Source organism: Pseudomonas extremaustralis (genome assembly GCF_900102035.1).
In the GTDB taxonomy this organism is placed as follows: Bacteria; Pseudomonadota; Gammaproteobacteria; order Pseudomonadales; family Pseudomonadaceae; genus Aquipseudomonas; species Aquipseudomonas extremaustralis.
This window is the reverse complement of sequence record NZ_LT629689.1, coordinates 4,700,998-4,718,421: the sequence shown is the minus strand read 5'-3', so window position 1 is coordinate 4,718,421 and position 17,424 is coordinate 4,700,998. Positions and strand designations below refer to the sequence as shown.

The following is a 17,424-nucleotide window of genomic DNA, read 5'->3' as shown; positions in this document are numbered from 1 at the left end:
CCTGTTTTGCTGGATCGCGCCTTCTCTGCATGCAGAGAAGGAACCCTGATCTACGCTCACAGTCGCATACCTCATTGGCACATCGCGTCACCCAAGAGGAGCCTGCATGGGCGCTCGCATTTCCACCTGTATTTTCGCGCTGGGCCTGCTGGCGCTGTTGAGCGGCTGTGGCCAGGATAAAACCGAGCCCAAGCAGCATTCCCGGGTATTTGTGCAGACCGTGCAGCCGCTCGACTTCGCCGCGGCGGTTACGTTGACCGGCGATATCCAGGCGCGGGTGCAGACCGATTTGTCCTTTCGCGTCGGCGGCAAGATCATCCAGCGCCTGGTGGATGTGGGCGATCGCGTCAGCGCCAGGCAAGTGCTGGCCAGGCTCGACCCCAAGGACTTGCAGACCAACGTCGACTCGGCCCAGGCCCAGGTAGTGGCCGAGCAGGCGCGGGTCAAGCAGGCCGCCGCCGCTTTCGTGCGCCAGGAAAAACTCTTGCCCAAGGGCTACACCAGCCGCAGTGAATACGACACCGCCCAAGCCGCGTTGCGCAGCAGCCAAAGCGCCCTGGCCGCCGCCCAGGCCCAGCTGGCCAATGCCCGCGAGCAACTGGGCTACACCGCGCTGGTTGCTGAAGCGCCGGGGGTGATTACCGCGCGCCAGGCGGAGGTCGGCCAGGTGGTACAGGCCACCGTGCCGATCTTCAGCCTGGCCCGCGATGGCGAACGCGACGCGGTGTTCGATGTGTACGAATCGCTGCTGGTGGAACCGGCCAACGATGACGTGATGACGGTCAAATTGCTGGATAAACCCCAGGTGCAGGCCCACGGCAAAATCCGCGAGACCACCCCGGCAGTGAACGCCGCCAGCGGTACGTTGCAGGTGAAGATCGCCTTGAATACCTTGCCCGCCGGCATGGACCTGGGCGCGGTGGTCAGCACCACACTGCATGCCCCGGCCAAGGCCAGCTTCGAACTGCCGTGGTCGGCACTGACCAAAGACCTCAGTAGCCCCGCCGTATGGCTGGTGGACGGCGACGGTAAGGTGCAGCTGTACAAGGTCAGTGTCGCGCGCTACCTCACCGGCAATGTCATCGTCGGCGACGGTCTCAAGGGCGGCGAAACCGTGGTGGTGGCCGGCGGACAATTGCTGCACCCCGGCATGCAGGTCGAGATTGCCCAGCCGCCGGACGCTGCCCAGGCCCGGGGCATGCAACCATGACGCGCCTGATGGTTGTCCTCGCCGCCGGGCTGTTGCTTGCCGCCTGCTCCCAGCAAGATCCGCCGCCCGAAGCGGTGCGCCCGGTGCTGTCCATGCAAGTCAAATCCGAAGACCAGCAAACCCTCGGCCGTTTCGCCGGGACCATCCAGGCCCGTTATGAAAGCAACCTGGGCTTTCGTGTGTCCGGCCGCATCGCTCATCGCGCGGTGGATGTCGGCGCCGAGGTGGAGAAGGGCGCCTTGCTGGCGGTCCTCGACCCCACCGACCAACAGAACCAACTGCGCGCCGCCCAGGGCGATCTGGCCCGCGTCCAGGCGCAGTTCATCAACGCCCAGGCCAACGCCCGCCGCCAGCAGGAACTGTTCAACCGTGGCGTCGGTGCCCAGGCCCAATTGGACGTAGCCCAGACCAACCTGACAACCACCCAGGCCGCCCTCGACCAGGCCCAGGCGGCGGTCAACCAGGCCAAGGACCAGCTCCACTACGCCGAACTGCACACCGACCATGGCGGCATCGTCACCGCCTGGAACGCCGAGGCCGGCCAGGTGGTCAGCGCCGGCCAGCAGGTGGTGACCCTGGCGCGCCCGGACGTGAAGGAAGCGGTGATCGACCTGCCCGCCGGCCTGGCCGAGCGCCTGCCGCCCGACGGGGTGTTGCTGGTCGCCGGCCAACTCGATCCCAGCATCCACACCACTGCCACCGTGCGCGAGATCGAACCCCAGGCCCAGAGCGCCACGCGCACCCGTCGCGCGCGCCTGACCCTGGCGGACACGCCCGCGGCCTTTCGCCTGGGCACGGCGATCAGCGTCACCCTGAGTTCGGCGATCACGCCGCGCATCGAACTGCCCTTGAGTGCCTTGCAGTCCATCGACGGCAAGACCCGCATCTGGCTGCTCGACACCCAGCGCCGGACCGTGCAGCCGCGTGACGTGACGGTGTTGAGCCGCGACGCTGACAGCGCCTTGCTCAGCGGCGGCGTGCAGCCTGGCGAGCGCATCGTCATCGCCGGAGTGAACAGCCTGAAACCCGGGCAAACCGTCAAAATCGACGAGGACAGCCCGCAATGAAAGGCCGCTTCAACTTATCCGACTGGGCCCTCAAGCATCAGTCCTTCGTCTGGTACCTGATGTTCGTCGCGCTGCTGATGGGCGTGTTCTCCTACCTGAACCTGGGTCGCGAGGAAGACCCCTCGTTCACGATCAAGACCATGGTGATCCAGACCCGCTGGCCGGGCGCGACCCAGGAAGAAACCCTCAAGCAAGTCACCGACCGCATCGAGAAAAAACTCGAAGAGATCGACTCCCTCGACTACGTGAAAAGCTACACGCGCCCTGGCGAATCCACGGTGTTCGTGTTCCTCAAGGACACTACCAGCGCCAAGGCGATCCCCGAGATCTGGTACCAGGTGCGCAAGAAGCTCGACGACATTCGCGGCAGCTTCCCCCAGGGTTTGCAGGGGCCGTCGTTCAACGATGAGTTCGGTGACGTGTTCGGCTCGGTGTACGCCTTTACCGGCGACGGCCTGTCGATGCGCCAGCTGCGCGACTACGTCGAACAGGTGCGCGCCGAGATCCGTGCGGTGCCGGGCTTGGGCAAGGTCGAGATGATCGGCCAGCAGGACGAAGTGATTTACCTGAATTTCTCCACGCGCAAACTCGCGGCCCTGGGGATTGACCAGCGCCAGGTGGTGCAGAGCCTGCAATCCCAGAACGCGGTGACGCCGGCCGGGGTGATCGAGGCCGGGCCGGAGCGGATTTCCGTGCGCACCTCGGGGCAGTTCGCTTCGGAGAAAGACCTGGCCGACGTCAACCTGCGGCTCAACGACCGCTTCTATCGGCTGGCGGACATCGCCGACATCAGCCGCGGCTATGTCGACCCGGCGCGGCCGATGTTCCGTTTCAACGGCAAGCCGGCGATCGGCCTGGCCATCGCCATGCAGAAGGGCGGCAATATCCAATCGTTCGGCGAGGCTCTGCACACGCGCATGGACGAACTCACCGCCGACCTGCCGGTGGGCGTCGGCGTGCACAAGGTGTCGGACCAGGCCGAAGTGGTGCAAGAGGCCGTCGGTGGCTTCACCAGCGCGCTGTTCGAAGCGGTGATCATCGTGCTGGTGGTGAGCTTTATCAGCCTCGGCCTGCGCGCCGGGCTGGTGGTGGCGTGTTCGATTCCGCTGGTGCTGGCGCTGGTGTTCGTGTTCATGGAATACAGCGGCATCACCATGCAGCGCGTGTCGTTGGGCGCGTTGATCATCGCCCTCGGCCTGTTGGTGGACGACGCGATGATTACCGTGGAAATGATGATCACGCGCCTGGAAAAAGGCGAAACCAAGCAACAGGCCGCGACCTACGCCTACACCTCCACCGCGTTCCCGATGCTCACCGGCACCCTGGTGACCGTGGCCGGTTTTGTGCCGATCGGCCTCAATGCCAGTTCGGCGGGCGAGTACACCTTTACCCTGTTCGCGGTGATCGCCGTGGCGATGCTGGTGTCGTGGGTGGTGGCGGTGCTGTTCGCGCCGGTGATCGGCGTGCATATCCTCAGCGCCAACGTGAAACCCCACAGCGCCGAACCGGGGCGCATCGGTCGCGCCTTCAATGGCGGCATGTTGTGGGCCATGCGCAACCGCTGGTGGGCCATCGGCATCACCGTGGCGCTGTTCGCAGCGTCGGTGTTTTCCATGCAGTTCGTGCAGAACCAGTTCTTCCCCTCGTCGGACCGCCCGGAAATCCTCGTCGACCTCAACCTGCCGCAAAACGCCTCGATCAACGAAACCCGCAAGGCCGTCGATCGCTTCGAAGCGATCATCAAGGACGACCCGGACATCGCGCGCTGGAGCACCTACATCGGCCAGGGCGCGATCCGTTTCTACCTGCCCCTCGACCAGCAACTGGAAAACCCCTACTACGCGCAACTGGTGATCGTCAGCAAGGACCTGGACGTGCGCGGTGAGTTGATCGCCCGCCTGCAAAAACGCCTGCGCGATGATTTCGTCGGCGTCGGCAGCTTTGTGCAGCCGCTGGAAATGGGCCCGCCGGTGGGGCGGCCGATCCAGTATCGCGTGTCCGGCAAAGACACCGACCAGGTACGCAAGCATGCGATTGAACTGGCGACCTTGCTGGATAAAAACAGCCACGTGGGCGAGATCATTTACGACTGGAACGAGCCGGGCAAAGTGCTGCGCATCGACATCGCCCAGGACAAGGCGCGGCAACTGGGCCTGTCCTCCGAAGACGTGGCGCAGTTGATGAACAGCGTGGTCAGCGGCGCCTCGGTGACCCAGGTGCACGACGACATCTACCTGATCAACGTGGTCGGCCGCGCCGAAGATGCCGAGCGCGGTACGCCGGAAACCTTGCAGAACCTGCAGATCGTCACGCCCAGCGGCACCTCGATTCCGCTGCTGGCCTTCGCCACCGTGGGCTATGAGTTGGAACAGCCGCTGGTGTGGCGCCGCGACCGCAAGCCGACCATTACCCTCAAGGCTGCGGTGCGCGACGCGATGCAGCCGACCGACCTGGTCAAGCAGCTCAAGCCCGAGATCGACAGGTTCAGCGCCGGCCTGCCGGTGGGCTACACGGTCGAAACCGGCGGCACCGTGGAAGAAAGCGGCAAGGCCCAGGGCCCGATTGCCAGCGTGGTACCGTTGATGCTGTTCTTGATGGCGACCTTCCTGATGATCCAACTGCACAGCGTGCAGAAGATGTTCCTGGTGGCCAGCGTCGCGCCGCTGGGGCTGATCGGCGTGGTGCTGGCGCTGATCCCCACGGGCACGCCCATGGGCTTTGTGGCGATCCTCGGCATCCTCGCGCTGATCGGCATCATCATCCGCAACTCGGTGATCCTGGTGACGCAGATCGACGAATACGAAGGCGCCGGCTACTCGCCATGGGATGCGGTGGTGCAGGCCACCGAACACCGGCGTCGGCCGATCCTGCTGACGGCGGCGGCGGCGAGCCTGGGCATGATCCCCATCGCCCGTGAAGTATTCTGGGGGCCGATGGCCTACGCGATGATCGGCGGGATCATCATCGCCACCTTGCTGACGCTGCTGTTTTTACCGGCGTTGTACGTGGCCTGGTACAAGATCCGCGAATGACAATAGGTGTAGGAGCGAGCTTGCTCGCGAAGAACGCACAGGCGACGCGGGCTATCTGATAGCGCTGCATTATCGTTAACGTTCTTCGCGAGCAAGCTCGCTCCTACCTGAATGGCATCGCGTCAGGGTTTGCGCCAGACACTGGCCAGCCAGGGCTGCTGCTCGCGCGGCAAGCCGGCGGGGCGGTAGTAATGCTCCAGCTCCACGAACCCGGCAGCGGTCAGCAATGATTGCCACGCCTCCAGGTCGTGATAAGACCCATATCGCGGCCCATTCCAGCCCTCCCGGTTGTCACCGCGTGGATTGGAACTGAATAACACCCCGCCCGGCTTCAACGCCGCCCACAACTGCTTGAGCACCCGCGGCAGTTCCTGCTTGGGGATATGAAACAGCACCGCATTGGCAAAGATCCCGTCGAAGCGTCCGGCGGGTAGATCCAGCTTGAGGAAATCCTGCTGCAACACCTCGCAGCCGCTGTCTTCGCGGGCCATCTGCGCAAAGCGCTCGGAGCCGTCGAGCCCCACGGCGATGTGCCCCATGCGGGTAAAGGTCTGCAAATCCCGTCCCGGCCCGCAGCCGAAATCCAGCACGGTAAACGGCGGCGTACCGTGGATATGCCGCAGCAGCGCGTCGATGTTCTGGCTCACATCGTGATCGCGGGTGCCTTCGCGGAAGTCTTCGGCCACGCTGTTGTAGTGGCCGAGGGTGGCGGCGGTGATCTGGTCGAGGTCGTCGGGCTTGAGGGGCATGCTGATGAATACCGGGCGCTGAGGTCGCCCGACTATACCTCACCTCTTGTTCAGCACTCGTGCCAGGCGGTCACCGCCGAGTTGAATCACCGCCACCAGAATCACCAACAACACAATCACCGTCAGCATGATCTGCGTATCGAAACGCTGATAGCCGTACCGGTACGCAATGTCGCCCAAGCCCCCGGCACCAATCGCACCGGCCATGGCCGAGGAGTTGATCATGGTCACCAGGGTGATGGTGAAGCCGCCGACAATCCCCGGCAGTGCCTCGGGCAATAGCACGTGCCAGATGATGTGCCAGCGTCGGCAGCCCATGGCTTGCGCGGCTTCGATCAGGCCGTGGTCGACTTCGCGCAGGCTCACCTCGGCGATGCGCGCAAAGAACGGTGTGGCGGCGATGGTCAGCGGTACGACCGCCGCCCACACGCCGTAGGTGGTGCCGACGATCAGCCGGGTGAACGGGATCAGCGCCACCATCAGGATCAAAAACGGAATCGAGCGGAACAGATTGACAAACACCCCCAGCACACGGTTCAGCGCCGGAGCCTGGTAGATACCGCCCTTGTCGCTGGTGACCAGGAACACCGCCAGCGGAATGCCCACCAGCAGCGCGATCAGCGACGACACACCGACCATCAACAAGGTGTCGATGGCGCCCTGCACTAAACGATCAAACCACATAGCCCAGCACCTCCACCTGTTGTGCCCAGTTCCCGGCGCGGCCGCGCAGGGTTTCGACGTTGTGCGCCGAGCCTTGCACCGCCAGCAGCAATTGCCCCAGGGCATGGCCCTGGATGCGTTCCACCCCGCCTTGCAGCAAGCGCACGCGCCCGCCCAGGGCGGCGAACAGGGCGGCCAGGTCCGGCTCGTCGGTTGCGCTGCCGGTGAACCGCAGGCGCAGCACCACGGCGGCATCCGCCGATGGCGCCTCGGGTTGCAGACGGCTTTGCAAATCTTCCGGCAGGCCATGTTGCAGCGGCGCCAGCAGGGTTTTGCTCACCTCATGTTGCGGGTTGCCGAACACTTCCCACACCGGGCCCTGCTCGACGATGCGCCCGTGTTCGAGCACCACCACGCGGTCGCAGATCTCGCGGATCACCGCCATCTCGTGGGTGATCAACACGATGGTCAGGCCCAGGCGCTGGTTGATCTCGCGCAGCAGGCCGAGGATCGACTGGGTGGTCTCCGGGTCCAGCGCCGAGGTGGCCTCGTCGCACAGCAGAATCTCCGGGTCGTGCACCAGCGCGCGCGCAATGCCCACCCGTTGTTTCTGCCCGCCGGAGAGTTGCGCCGGGTAGGCCTTGTGCTTGTCCTTGAGGCCCACCAATTCCAGCAGTTCACGCACCTTCTGTTCGCGCTGCAACTTGGGAATGCCGGCGACCTTGAGCGGCAACTCGACGTTCTGCCACACGGTCTTGGCCGACATCAGGTTGAAGTGCTGGAAGATCATGCCGATGCGTCGGCGCAGGGCTACCAGGTGGTCTTCGTCGAAGTCGCCGATGTCCACCTGGTCGATCAGTACCCGCCCGCTGCTCGGTTGCTCCAGGCGGTTGATGGTGCGGATCAGCGAGGATTTGCCGGCGCCGCTGCGGCCGATAATGCCGAACACTTCGCCGCGCTGGATCGCCAGGTCGATGCCCTGCAAGGCATGCAGCGTGCCGTCATAGGTCTTGCCCAGGTTGATGAAGCGCACATGGGCGCGGTTGAGGTCCGGGTGCAGTTCAGTCTGCTCGGCGTTCCTGGGCGCTGGGCCCGGGTCGCGCAGTTGGGCATTGGCGGCCGTCATGTTCAGCCTTCCCAGCCGACTTGGTAGAGCTTGCCGAGGGATTTATCCAGGGCTGCGCGCACCACCGGCGAGTGCTGGTAGATGTCGACGAACTTGATCACGCGCGGGTCGGTTTTGCTCTTGGGCTGGATCACGAACTGGATCACGTATTCCGGGTGGTCGAGGCCGTCGAACAGCAGCGCCGACTCGGCATCGAAGGTTTTGGACAGGCGGATATACGCCGGGTAGCCCTGCACCAGATCGGCGTCGTCATAGGCGCGCACCAGTTGTACGGCCTCGACTTGCAGGATCTTGATCTTTTTCGGGTTGGCGACGATGTCTTCTTCGGTGGCCTTGTAGCCCACGCCCGGCTTGAGGCTGATCAAGCCAGCCTTGGCCAGCAGTTGCAGGCCGCGCCCGCTGTTGATCGGGTCGTTGGCAATCGCCACGCTGGCGCCTTGGGGTAGGTCGTTGATGCTTTTGAATTTCTTCGAGTACAGCCCGACGTTGTTGATGATGCCCGGCGCATACGGCACCAGGTCAAACCCGGCGGCGGCCTTGGCGTTTTCCAGGAACGGGATGTGCTGGAAGTAGTTCACGTCGATATCGCCGGCGGCCAGGCTGACGTTGGGCGCGATCCAGTCGGTGAACTCCACCAGCTCGACCTTCAGGCCTTGTTTGCCGGCTTCGGCCACGGCGGCTTCCAGGGGGATCGCGAAGGCGGCGGTGGTGCCGATCTTCAGCGGCGCCTCGGCGGCGAACAGCGCCGAGCTGAACAGCCCGAAGGCCAGGGCCAGTGCTTTGACTGGGTGGGAGAGCAGGGTCTTTTTCATTATTGGATTCCAGTCATAAGGTGTGGGTGTAAGCAATGAAGATCCAAGGTGGGAGGGGGCTTGCTCCCACATGTCAGGTCAGTGGCGGTAGGTGGAGCCGGTGTGTTGTTCGGGCAGGCGGGCGCTGGCGTGGAAGACTTTTTCCCGCAGCGTTCCGCTCTCGTAAGCGGTCTTGTACGACCCGCGCTTCTGCAACTCCGGCACCACCAGGTCGATGAAGTCCACGTAGCTTTCCGGGGTGACGATGCGGGTGAGGTTGAAGCCATCCAGACCGGTTTCGCTGATCCAGGACTCCAGCTCGTCGGCGACTTGTTCGGGCGAGCCGACCAGGGTGATATAGCGACCGCCGAGGGCGTGCTGCTCGAGCAATTTGCGTCGGGTCCAGTCGTTGTTCTGCAGGTGTTTGGTGGCCGACTGGATCGCGTTGCTCTTCACGTACTGGATCGGCTCGTCCAGTTCATACCGGGAAAAATCGATCGCCGTCGACGCCGAAAAATGCGCCACGCCGGCCTCCGCGCTGGCATAGCTCAGGTACTCGGCGTGCTTGGCCCAGGCCAGCGCCTCGGTGGCGCCCACGATCACGTTGAGACCCATGAATATCTTGATGTCGTCCGGATTGCGCCCAGCCTCGACCGCGCTGGCGCGCACCTTATCCACCTGGGCCTTGGTGGCAGCCTTGTTCTGCCCGCTGATGAACACGCACTCGGCATGCCGCCCGGCGAACACCAGGCCGCGCTCCGAACTGCCGGCCTGGAACAGCACCGGGGTCCGCTGCGGCGACGGCTCGCACAGGTGATAACCCTCGACCTGGTAGAACTCGCCGTGGTGCTCGACCTTGTGCACCTTGCCCGGCTGCGCATACACCCGCGCCTGCGGATCGTTGAGTACCGCGTCGTCTTCCCAACTGCCTTCCCAGAGTTTGTAGAGCACCTCCAGGTACTCATCGGCCTGGTCGTAGCGTCGGTCATGCTCGACCTGCTCGGTCAGGCCCATGGCCTTGGCGGCGCTGTCGAGGTAGCCGGTGACGATGTTCCAGCCCACGCGGCCACGGCTCAGGTGATCCAGGGTGGACATGCGCCGGGCGAACAGATACGGCGGTTCGTAGGTGAGATTGGCGGTGATGCCGAAACCGAGGTGGCGGGTCACGGCGGCCATGGCCGAGACCAGCAGCAACGGATCGTTGACCGGCAGTTGGATCGACTCCTTGAGCGGTACATCGATCGAGTCCTGGTACACGTCGTACACGCCGACGATATCGGCGATGAACAGGCCGTCGAACAACCCGCGTTCGAGGGTTTGTGCCAGGTCGGTCCAATACTCGAGGGTTTTGTACTGGGTCGACGTGTCCCGTGGGTGGGTCCACAGGCCATGGTTGATATGCCCGATGCAGTTCATGTTGAAGGCATTGAGTAGGATCTTTTTCTTCCCCATCAGATGGTCCCCCGCAGTGGCGGGTTTTCATCGTTGAGGTAGTAATTGCCCACCGCGTGGTACTTCCAGCGCACCGGGTCGTGCAGGGTGTGCACGCGGGCGTTGCGCCAGTGGCGGTCGAGGCCGTGCTCGGCCAGGGTCGCCTGGCTGCCGGCCAGTTCGAACAGGGTGCTGCCGGCGGCCAGGGAAATTTCGGTGCTCAGGGCGCGCGCTTCGGCCACGGCGATCGACGCGGCGGCGACGCTCTCGGCGCTGCTGTCGGCCTGGGCGCGGTCGAGAAACTCACCGGCGCGCTCCAGCAGGGCTTCGGCGGCGTGCAGGCGGATGCTCAGGTGGCCGAAGCTTTTGAGGGTCAGTGGGTCTTCGGTGGCTTTGTCGTTGCCGGAATCGATCCACGGGCGCGTCTTGGTGCGCACAAAGTGCAACGCATCTTCATAGGCGGCGCGGGCGATGCCGGTGTCGATGGCGGCATGAAGGATCTGCGCCAGCGGGCCGACCGGGGTCGGGCGCTCGAAGGCGCTCTGGAATGGGATCACGTCCTGCGCTGCGACCCACACGTTATCGAACACCACCGAACCGCTGCCGGTGGTGCGTTGGCCAAAGCCGCTCCAGTCGTCGATGACCGTCAGGCCCTCGCTGTCGCGGGGCACGAAGGCCAGGTGCTGGATGCCATTTTCGTCCCCTACCGAGGTGGGAATGCGCTGGGCGTAGATCGCGCCGGTGGCGTAGAACTTGCGGCCGCTGATGCGAAAACCGTCGCCGTCGCGGGTGATCCGGGTCACGCGGTCGTGGGCGGTCTTGGTCCCGAGTTCCGCCAGTGCATTGCCGAAGCGCCGGCCGGCCAGCACTTCGGCGTACAGGCGTTGTTGCTGCGCCGGGCTGCCATTCACGCGCAGCACTTCCAGGGCATAGAAATGGTTCTGCGGGATCTGGCCCAGGGACGAGTCGGCCTGGGCGATCAATGCGATGACTTTGGCCAGGGTGACGTTGGACACACCGGCGCCGCCGTAGGCCTTGGGCACGCTGATGCCCCACAGGCCGGAGCGCGAGAACGCATCCAGCTCGGGCAGCGGCAGGCGGCGTTCGCGGTCACGCTGGGCGCTGTCGCGGCGAAAATCTTCAGCCAGGTCGCTGGCCACAATGAGGGCGTGTTCGTCGCTGGTGATAACCGCGACGCGGGTAGAGACAGTCATGTTGTTCTCCAGAGGTCTGGTCGGTTAAATCCAGGAATGCCGAGCCGGCAGGGTGCCGTTCAAGCGATAGGCGCCGACGGCGTGATACTTCCAGCGCACCGGGTCGTGCAGGGTGTGCACGCGGGCGTTGCGCCAGTGGCGGTCGAGGTTGAATTCGGCCAGGGTGGCGCGGCTGCCGGCCAGCTCGAAGAGCTTTTCGCTGGCCAGCAGCGACACTTCGGTGGTCAACACTTTGGCCTCGGCCACGGCAATCGACGCACGGGCGGCGGACTGCGCGGTGATTGGCGCGGCGGCGACCTGGTCCAGCACCTGGCCGGCCTTGCGCAGCAGCGCTTCGGCGGCGTGCAGTTCGATCTTCAGCTTGCCGATATCGGCGATCACATACAGGTCATCGCTGGCGCGTTCGACCTTGGCGTCGATCCACGGGCGCGAGCGTTCGCGCACGAAGGCGATGGTGTCTTCCAGCGCGCCACGGGCGATGCCGGCGTCGATGGCGGCCTGGAGCAGTTGCGAGACGGCGCCCTGGATCGTCGGGGTTGTGCCGAGGCGCCAGTTTTCCACCACCAGCTCGGCGTCTACCGGCACCTGGTCCAGCAGCACGGTGCCGCTGGCGGTGGTGCGTTGGCCAAAGCCGGACCAGTCGTCGACGATGCGCAGCCCTTCGGTGCCACGGCGCACGAAGGCCATGACCTGCTGGCCGTCATCGTTCAGCGCTTTGACGGCCACCCAGTGCGCGTACAAGGCGCCGGTGGAGTAGAACTTCTGGCCGCTGATCACGTAGCCGTCGCCCCTGGCGGTGATGCGCGCCTTGAGTTCCAGGGTGTTCTTGGTGCCGCGTTCCGGGCCGCCATTGCCGATGCGCCAGCCGTCGAGGACGCTCTGGAACAGCTGCTTTTTCTGGCGTTCGGTGGCGGCGCCCTGCAACACGTGCAGGATGCCGAAATGGTTCTGCGGGATTTGCCCCAGGGCCGGGTCTGCCGCGCTGATGATGGCGAACACGTCGGCCAGGGTCACGAACGAAACCTGCGGGCCGCCGTACTCGCGGGGAATGGAAATACTGCCCAGCCCGCTGCGGGTGAACTGCTCGATCAATGCCCACGGCAGTTGGCGCTGCTGGTCGCGCTTGGCGGCGTGCAGGCGCGCGGCCCGGGCCAGCTCATGGGCGGCGCTCAGCGCCTCTGCGTCGTTGCGCAGCACGGCGGCCGGCAACAGCAGGGGCGCGACGTCCAGATCATTCTGGTGGGGGTTAAGAGCCAAGTTAGACATTAGCGCTGCTCCTTGGCTGCACGTAATGCCCTGGCGTTATGCACCGGGGTAATTCTGACCATACCGACCTCGCATTCAATGAAGTTAAAACAGAAAAATCAGAGATGTCCGGTGGTCCGGTTTATATACCCTAAACGTGTTAAATATTTAAAGAAACTAACTTTTAGGAATATGCATAGAAGGTCTGTCACCCAGGCTCGCAGGGTGAGCCGAGTGGCCGTGGTCGATAGATCGGTGTGGTCCCGACCGGGCCGGCGGCAATGCGTAGAATCCGCGGCGGCGCCCAGCGTGAATTGTTGCCGACGCGGTCCAGAATGCAGTACGTGACTTCCAGCCGGCAGTCGTCGCCGGCATCGACAATCAGCGCCGACGGCACCCACACCTGCACGGCCTGGCCGACACCCTTGGCCTGGATTTTCGGCAAGTCCAGGCGCCCATCGCCCCAGCGCAGCGTAATCGCATCGCCCTTGGCCATGTTCAGGTAGGGCTCGATGGTCAGGGGAATGCCCCGTCGCACCTGACGGCTGTTGATGCCATAGCGACGGATCGTCTCGGGCAGGCTGACGGGGGCGAGGTTCTGGTTTTCATCGGCGTACAGGTTCGAAGGTCGCCCGCCGGGGCCGTCGGTCTTGACGCGCACCTGGGTCGAGGCCGAACGCGCAGGGCCATGGCCGATTTGCATGACCTGGTAGTGAACCCGCGCGGGGCCGTCCTGCACAAAGCTTTCCGGCACGCGCAGGCGTGTGGGCGTGCCGATTTTGGCGGCCGTGACCCGCCGTGAGGCGGCAAAGCAGTTGTTCCAGAACAGTTCGATCAGGTCGCCTTCATCCATGCCGGGATAGGGCGCGATGTCGACCTGCAGGTGGGCGGCCGCCACGGCATTGATGCCGTGGCGAAGGGCTTGGGGCAACGTCGGGGCAGTCAGCAGGGCCGGGGTTGCGGTGCGCGTCATAAGTCATCTCCTTGATGCAGCCAGCAGCAATCGTTCCGATCCCTGGGCGCGGGTATGCGCAAGGGGTCGAAAAGCACGATTCAGTGAGTAGCCGGGATAGGATCCAATCCTCTGGGTGCTAGATAAGAGGGTTGGACCAGAGGCGTCAATGGCGGCAAAGGGCTAAACGGCGGGTTGGAGAATATTCAGATGGGTCTGACTGGCGGGGGGATTTTCAGAGCGATCTGGCGGGCAGTTTTACCCCTGGGTACGCAGCCTTCCTGTAGGAGCTGGCTTGCCAGCGAAAATCGTCAACGATAACGCGGTCTCTCAGGTTGACCGCGTTGCCTGATGGTTTTTCGCTGGCGAGCCAGCTCCTACAGGGGGGTGGGTCATTGGGCGAGGAATTTGCTCAGGAATTGCTTGGTCCGTTCTTCCTTGGGGTGGGCGAACAATGCCTTGGCTTCGCCTTGTTCCACGATCACGCCCTTGTCGAAGAAGATCACCCGGTTGGCCACATCCCGGGCAAAGCTCATTTCGTGGGTGACGATCACCATGGTGCGGTTTTCTTCGGCGAGGCTGCGGATGGTCGCCAGCACTTCGCCCACCAGTTCCGGGTCGAGGGCCGAGGTGGGTTCGTCGAACAGAATCACCTCTGGCTCCATGGCCAGCGCCCGGGCAATCGCCACGCGCTGTTGCTGGCCACCGGACAAGCGCCGTGGGTAGGCGTCCTCCTTGCCCGCCAGACCGACCCTGGCCAGCAGCTTGCGGCCCAGGGCCACGGCGGCTTCGCGGGGCATCTTCTTGACCACGGTGGGGCCTTCGATGACGTTTTCCAGCGCGGTGCGATGGGGGAACAGGTTGAAGCTCTGGAACACAAAACCCACGTGCTGGCGCAAGCGCCGCACCAGGCCTTGTTGCTGGTTGATCGGCTTGCTGCTGTCGATCTCGATGTCACCGACCTTGATGCGGCCGCTGGTGGGGGTTTCGAGGAAGTTCAGGCAGCGCAGGAAGGTGGTCTTGCCGGAGCCGCTGGGACCGATGATGGCGACGACTTCGCCTTCCTTGACCTCCAGGTCGATGCCGTTGAGCACCACCTGGCCGTTGAATTGTTTGGTCAGTTTTTCAACCACGATCATGCTTCAGGACTCCAGGTCATGCCGGTTGACCCGGGCTTCCAGACGATTTTGAAAATGCGCCAGGATACTGGCCAGGATCCAGTAGATCAGGGCTGCGGAGAGATACATGGTGAAGATTTCAAAGGTGCGTGCCGACACCAGTTGTGCCTGGCGGAACAGCTCGGGCACCTGGATGGTGGCGGCCAGCGCCGTGTCCTTGACCAGCGAAATAAAGCTGTTGCCCAGCGGCGGCAAGGCCGTGCGCATGGCTTGCGGCAGGATGGCCCGGCGCAGGGTCTGCGCACGGGTCATGCCGATACTGGCGGCGGCTTCCCACTGGCCACGCTCGATGGAGCCGATGGCAGCGCGCAGGATTTCACAGGCGTAGGCGGCCATGTTCAGCGAAAAGCCGATCATGGCGGCCGGGATCGGGTCCAGCTCGATGCCCACTTGCGGCAAGCCGTAGTAGATCAGGAACAACTGCACCAGCAGGGGCGTACCGCGAAAGAACGACACGTAGACGCGGGCGAGCCAGTTCACCAGCTTGAAGCGCGACAAGCGCATCAAGGCCAGGCCGAAGCCCAGCAGCAAACCGAAGAACATCCCGCCAAGGCTGAGGATTACCGTGTAATACGCGCCCTTGAGCAGAAAGGGCGCGGAGTCCAGCGCGAGTTGGAAACCTGCTTCCATTATTGAGTGACGTCAGCGTTGAAGTACTTCTCGGACAGCTTCTTCAAGGTGCCGTCGGCGCGCAGCTTGTCGAGGGCCTTGTTCACCGCGTCGAGCAGTTCAGGCTCGCCTTTGCGCAGGGCAATACCGGCTTCCTGGCGCGAGAACGCATCGCCGGCGGCGGCGGTGTCCGGGGCTTTCTTGGCATATTCGAGCGCCGCCAGACGGTCGATCAGAATGGCGTCGATGCGCCCGATGCGCAGGTCCTGGAACTTGGTGGGGTCATCGTTATAGGTCTTGATGATGGCATTCGGCTGGTTGTCCTTGAGCCATTGTTCGTAGTTGGTGCCCAGGCCTACACCGACTTTTTTGCCGGCCAGGTCGTCGGCGGTCTTGATGGTGTTGAGGTTCTTTTTCAGCACCAGTGCCTGGATTCCGGAAACGGTATACGGCGTGGAGAAGTCATATTTCTTCTTGCGTTCTTCCGAGATGGTGACCTGGTTGACCACGGCGTCCAGTCGCTTGGACTCCAGGGCTGCGAGGATGCCGTCCCATGGCGTGGCTTGCAGCTTGACCTTGACGCCCAGCTCCTTGGCCAGCGCTTCGGACAGCTCGACCTCGAAGCCGCTGAGCTTGCCGCTTTCGTCGACAAAGCTGAACGGAGGGTAGGTGCCTTCCAGGCCGATCTTGATCTCGCCGGCCTTTTTGATCGTACTCAATTGCTCGCCAGCAACCGCCTGGCCCAACCAACCGGCTCCCAGAGCCAGACCCAAAGTGCCCACCAGCAAGGTGCGACGGAATACAGAAATAGTCATGAAGAGCCCCTGTGTTTTTATGTTGAGCGAAGCAGGTGACGCGGTAGGCGTATCCTGCCTTAAAGCGCTGAGCGCGTCTTCGCCTGCGGCGCGATGATAAAGCCGGCTTTTAAGACTTGAAAATAATATAAATCAAATCATTTATGCGTATTTGGAATATGCGGCAGCCCTGATGTGGGAGGGAGCACGTCCCTCCTCCATGTAGCCCGTGTTCAATCCGTTAGAACGCGGTCATAGGCAAACAACGCCGGTGCCCCACCGGTATGCAGGAAAATAATTGGCCCGTCTTCAAAGCGCTGGCGGCCGATGCCGTCCAGCAAGCCGGCCATGGCCTTGCCAGTGTAGACCGGGTCCAGCAGCAGGCCTTCCTGGCTGGCCAGTAACTTGACCGCCGCCAGGGTGCCGGCGTTCGGTTCGCCGTAGCGCGGGCCAAAATATTCATCCCACAGGATCACCTTGAAGGCCTTGGGCACCTGCACCCCCAGCAACTCGGCGGTGCGTTCGGCCAGGCCCTGTACTTTCGGGAACTGTGCGTCTTCGGTGCGTGACACGGTGACGCCGATCACCGGCAGATCCGGCAGCACTTCGCTCAAGGCCAAGGCCAGGCCGCTGTGGGTGCCCGCACTGCCGGACGCCAGTACCACGGCGGCGAATTCGATGCCGCTGTCTTCGATCTGCGCGGCCAGTTCCAGGCCGGCGCGCACATAACCGAGGGCGCCGAGGGCGTTGGAGCCGCCGATGGGCACCAGGTATGGTTTCCTGCCGTTGCTGCGCAGGCGATCGGCGAGGGCATTGAGCTGGTCGTCGGCGTTGTCGAGGTTTTCCACCAACTCCACCTTGGCATCGAACAACTCCAGCAACAGGCGGTTGCCGTTGCCCAGGTAGTTGGGGTCTTCGGTGCCGGTGGGATTTTCCAGCAGGGCCACGCAACCCAGGCCGAGCTTGGCGGCCAGCGCGGCGGTCTGGCGCACATGGTTGGATTGGATGGCGCCGGCGGTTATCAGCGTATCGGCGCCCTGGGCGATGGCATCGGCGGCCAGGTATTCGAGTTTGCGCAGCTTGTTGCCGCCCATGGCCAGCGGCGTGGTGTCGTCGCGCTTGACGTAGATGTCCCTGCCCAACCAGGTCGACAACCGCTCGAGTTTTTCCAGGGCAGTGGCGCCGCCCAGCAGTTCCAGGCGGTTAAAACGGTCGAGCTGTTGTTTGATCATGGCTGCGCACGGTTGCTAAGTGATGGGGCGACTATAGGCAGGCACTTTTCATCGGGCAACCGCCAATCGCTTATTCCGGGCGGTTCTTAGCATTGCATCATTGGTTCTTAAGGGCGCCCACGGTGCATACC

Annotated in this window: 15 protein-coding genes; 3 read left to right on the top strand and 12 right to left on the bottom strand. The window is 63.7% G+C overall.

What is annotated here, in order from left to right:
- Positions 1-106 precede the first annotated feature (106 nt).
- From BLR63_RS21645 to BLR63_RS21635, 3 genes are read left to right on the top strand one after another with little or no spacing between them, the layout of a single operon-like run.
- The gene (locus BLR63_RS21645) at positions 107-1,210 is read left to right on the top strand and encodes an efflux RND transporter periplasmic adaptor subunit (RefSeq protein ID WP_010565417.1); all 1,104 of its coding nucleotides are present in this window, start codon (positions 107-109) and stop codon (positions 1,208-1,210) included.
- A complete protein-coding gene (locus BLR63_RS21640) occupies positions 1,207-2,277 on the top strand; it encodes an efflux RND transporter periplasmic adaptor subunit (protein ID WP_010565418.1) in 1,071 nt (356 codons plus the stop codon). Before BLR63_RS21645 ends, BLR63_RS21640 begins: the two co-directional genes overlap by 4 nt.
- On the top strand, positions 2,274-5,309 hold the full coding sequence (locus tag BLR63_RS21635; RefSeq protein WP_010565419.1) for an efflux RND transporter permease subunit: 3,036 nt from the start codon (positions 2,274-2,276) through the stop codon (positions 5,307-5,309). The genes BLR63_RS21640 and BLR63_RS21635 overlap by 4 nt, the downstream gene beginning before the upstream one ends.
- Before the next feature lie 122 nt (positions 5,310-5,431).
- On the opposite strand, the gene BLR63_RS21630 is transcribed toward BLR63_RS21635, so the two are convergent.
- The 12 genes from BLR63_RS21630 to BLR63_RS21575 all read right to left on the bottom strand — a co-directional run bounded on the left by BLR63_RS21630 (position 5,432) and on the right by BLR63_RS21575 (position 17,293).
- Positions 5,432-6,058, bottom strand: a complete 627-nt coding sequence (locus BLR63_RS21630) for a class I SAM-dependent methyltransferase (protein WP_010565420.1) — start codon at positions 6,056-6,058, stop codon at positions 5,432-5,434.
- A 39-nt stretch (positions 6,059-6,097) separates the two neighbouring features.
- Entirely contained in the window at positions 6,098-6,742 is a 645-nt protein-coding gene (locus BLR63_RS21625; RefSeq protein WP_010565421.1) for a methionine ABC transporter permease, read from the bottom strand.
- Complete coding sequence (locus tag BLR63_RS21620) at positions 6,732-7,847, bottom strand: methionine ABC transporter ATP-binding protein (protein ID WP_010565422.1); 1,116 nt, start codon at positions 7,845-7,847, stop codon at positions 6,732-6,734. Before BLR63_RS21620 ends, BLR63_RS21625 begins: the two co-directional genes overlap by 11 nt.
- Positions 7,848-7,849: 2 nt before the next feature.
- A complete protein-coding gene (locus BLR63_RS21615) occupies positions 7,850-8,659 on the bottom strand; it encodes a MetQ/NlpA family ABC transporter substrate-binding protein (RefSeq protein WP_010565423.1) in 810 nt (269 codons plus the stop codon).
- A 78-nt stretch (positions 8,660-8,737) separates the two neighbouring features.
- Positions 8,738-10,090, bottom strand: a complete 1,353-nt coding sequence (locus BLR63_RS21610; RefSeq protein ID WP_010565424.1) for an LLM class flavin-dependent oxidoreductase — start codon at positions 10,088-10,090, stop codon at positions 8,738-8,740.
- On the bottom strand, positions 10,090-11,283 hold the full coding sequence (locus BLR63_RS21605) for an SfnB family sulfur acquisition oxidoreductase (RefSeq protein ID WP_010565425.1): 1,194 nt from the start codon (positions 11,281-11,283) through the stop codon (positions 10,090-10,092). Before BLR63_RS21605 ends, BLR63_RS21610 begins: the two co-directional genes overlap by 1 nt.
- Before the next feature lie 24 nt (positions 11,284-11,307).
- Complete coding sequence (locus BLR63_RS21600) at positions 11,308-12,549, bottom strand: SfnB family sulfur acquisition oxidoreductase (RefSeq protein WP_010565426.1); 1,242 nt, start codon at positions 12,547-12,549, stop codon at positions 11,308-11,310.
- Between the two features lie 187 nt (positions 12,550-12,736).
- A complete protein-coding gene (locus BLR63_RS21595) occupies positions 12,737-13,501 on the bottom strand; it encodes a hypothetical protein (RefSeq protein ID WP_010565427.1) in 765 nt (254 codons plus the stop codon).
- Between the two features lie 371 nt (positions 13,502-13,872).
- A complete protein-coding gene (gene tcyN / locus BLR63_RS21590; protein WP_010565428.1) occupies positions 13,873-14,619 on the bottom strand; it encodes an L-cystine ABC transporter ATP-binding protein TcyN in 747 nt (248 codons plus the stop codon).
- 3 nt (positions 14,620-14,622) lie between these two features.
- Positions 14,623-15,288, bottom strand: a complete 666-nt coding sequence (gene tcyL / locus BLR63_RS21585; protein WP_010565429.1) for a cystine ABC transporter permease — start codon at positions 15,286-15,288, stop codon at positions 14,623-14,625.
- Positions 15,288-16,082 (bottom strand): cystine ABC transporter substrate-binding protein, encoded by a 795-nt coding sequence (tcyJ, locus tag BLR63_RS21580; RefSeq protein WP_010565430.1) that lies wholly within the window; start codon positions 16,080-16,082, stop codon positions 15,288-15,290. Before tcyJ ends, tcyL begins: the two co-directional genes overlap by 1 nt.
- Before the next feature lie 212 nt (positions 16,083-16,294).
- On the bottom strand, positions 16,295-17,293 hold the full coding sequence (locus BLR63_RS21575; RefSeq protein ID WP_010565431.1) for a D-cysteine desulfhydrase: 999 nt from the start codon (positions 17,291-17,293) through the stop codon (positions 16,295-16,297).
- Positions 17,294-17,424: the final 131 nt, after the last annotated feature.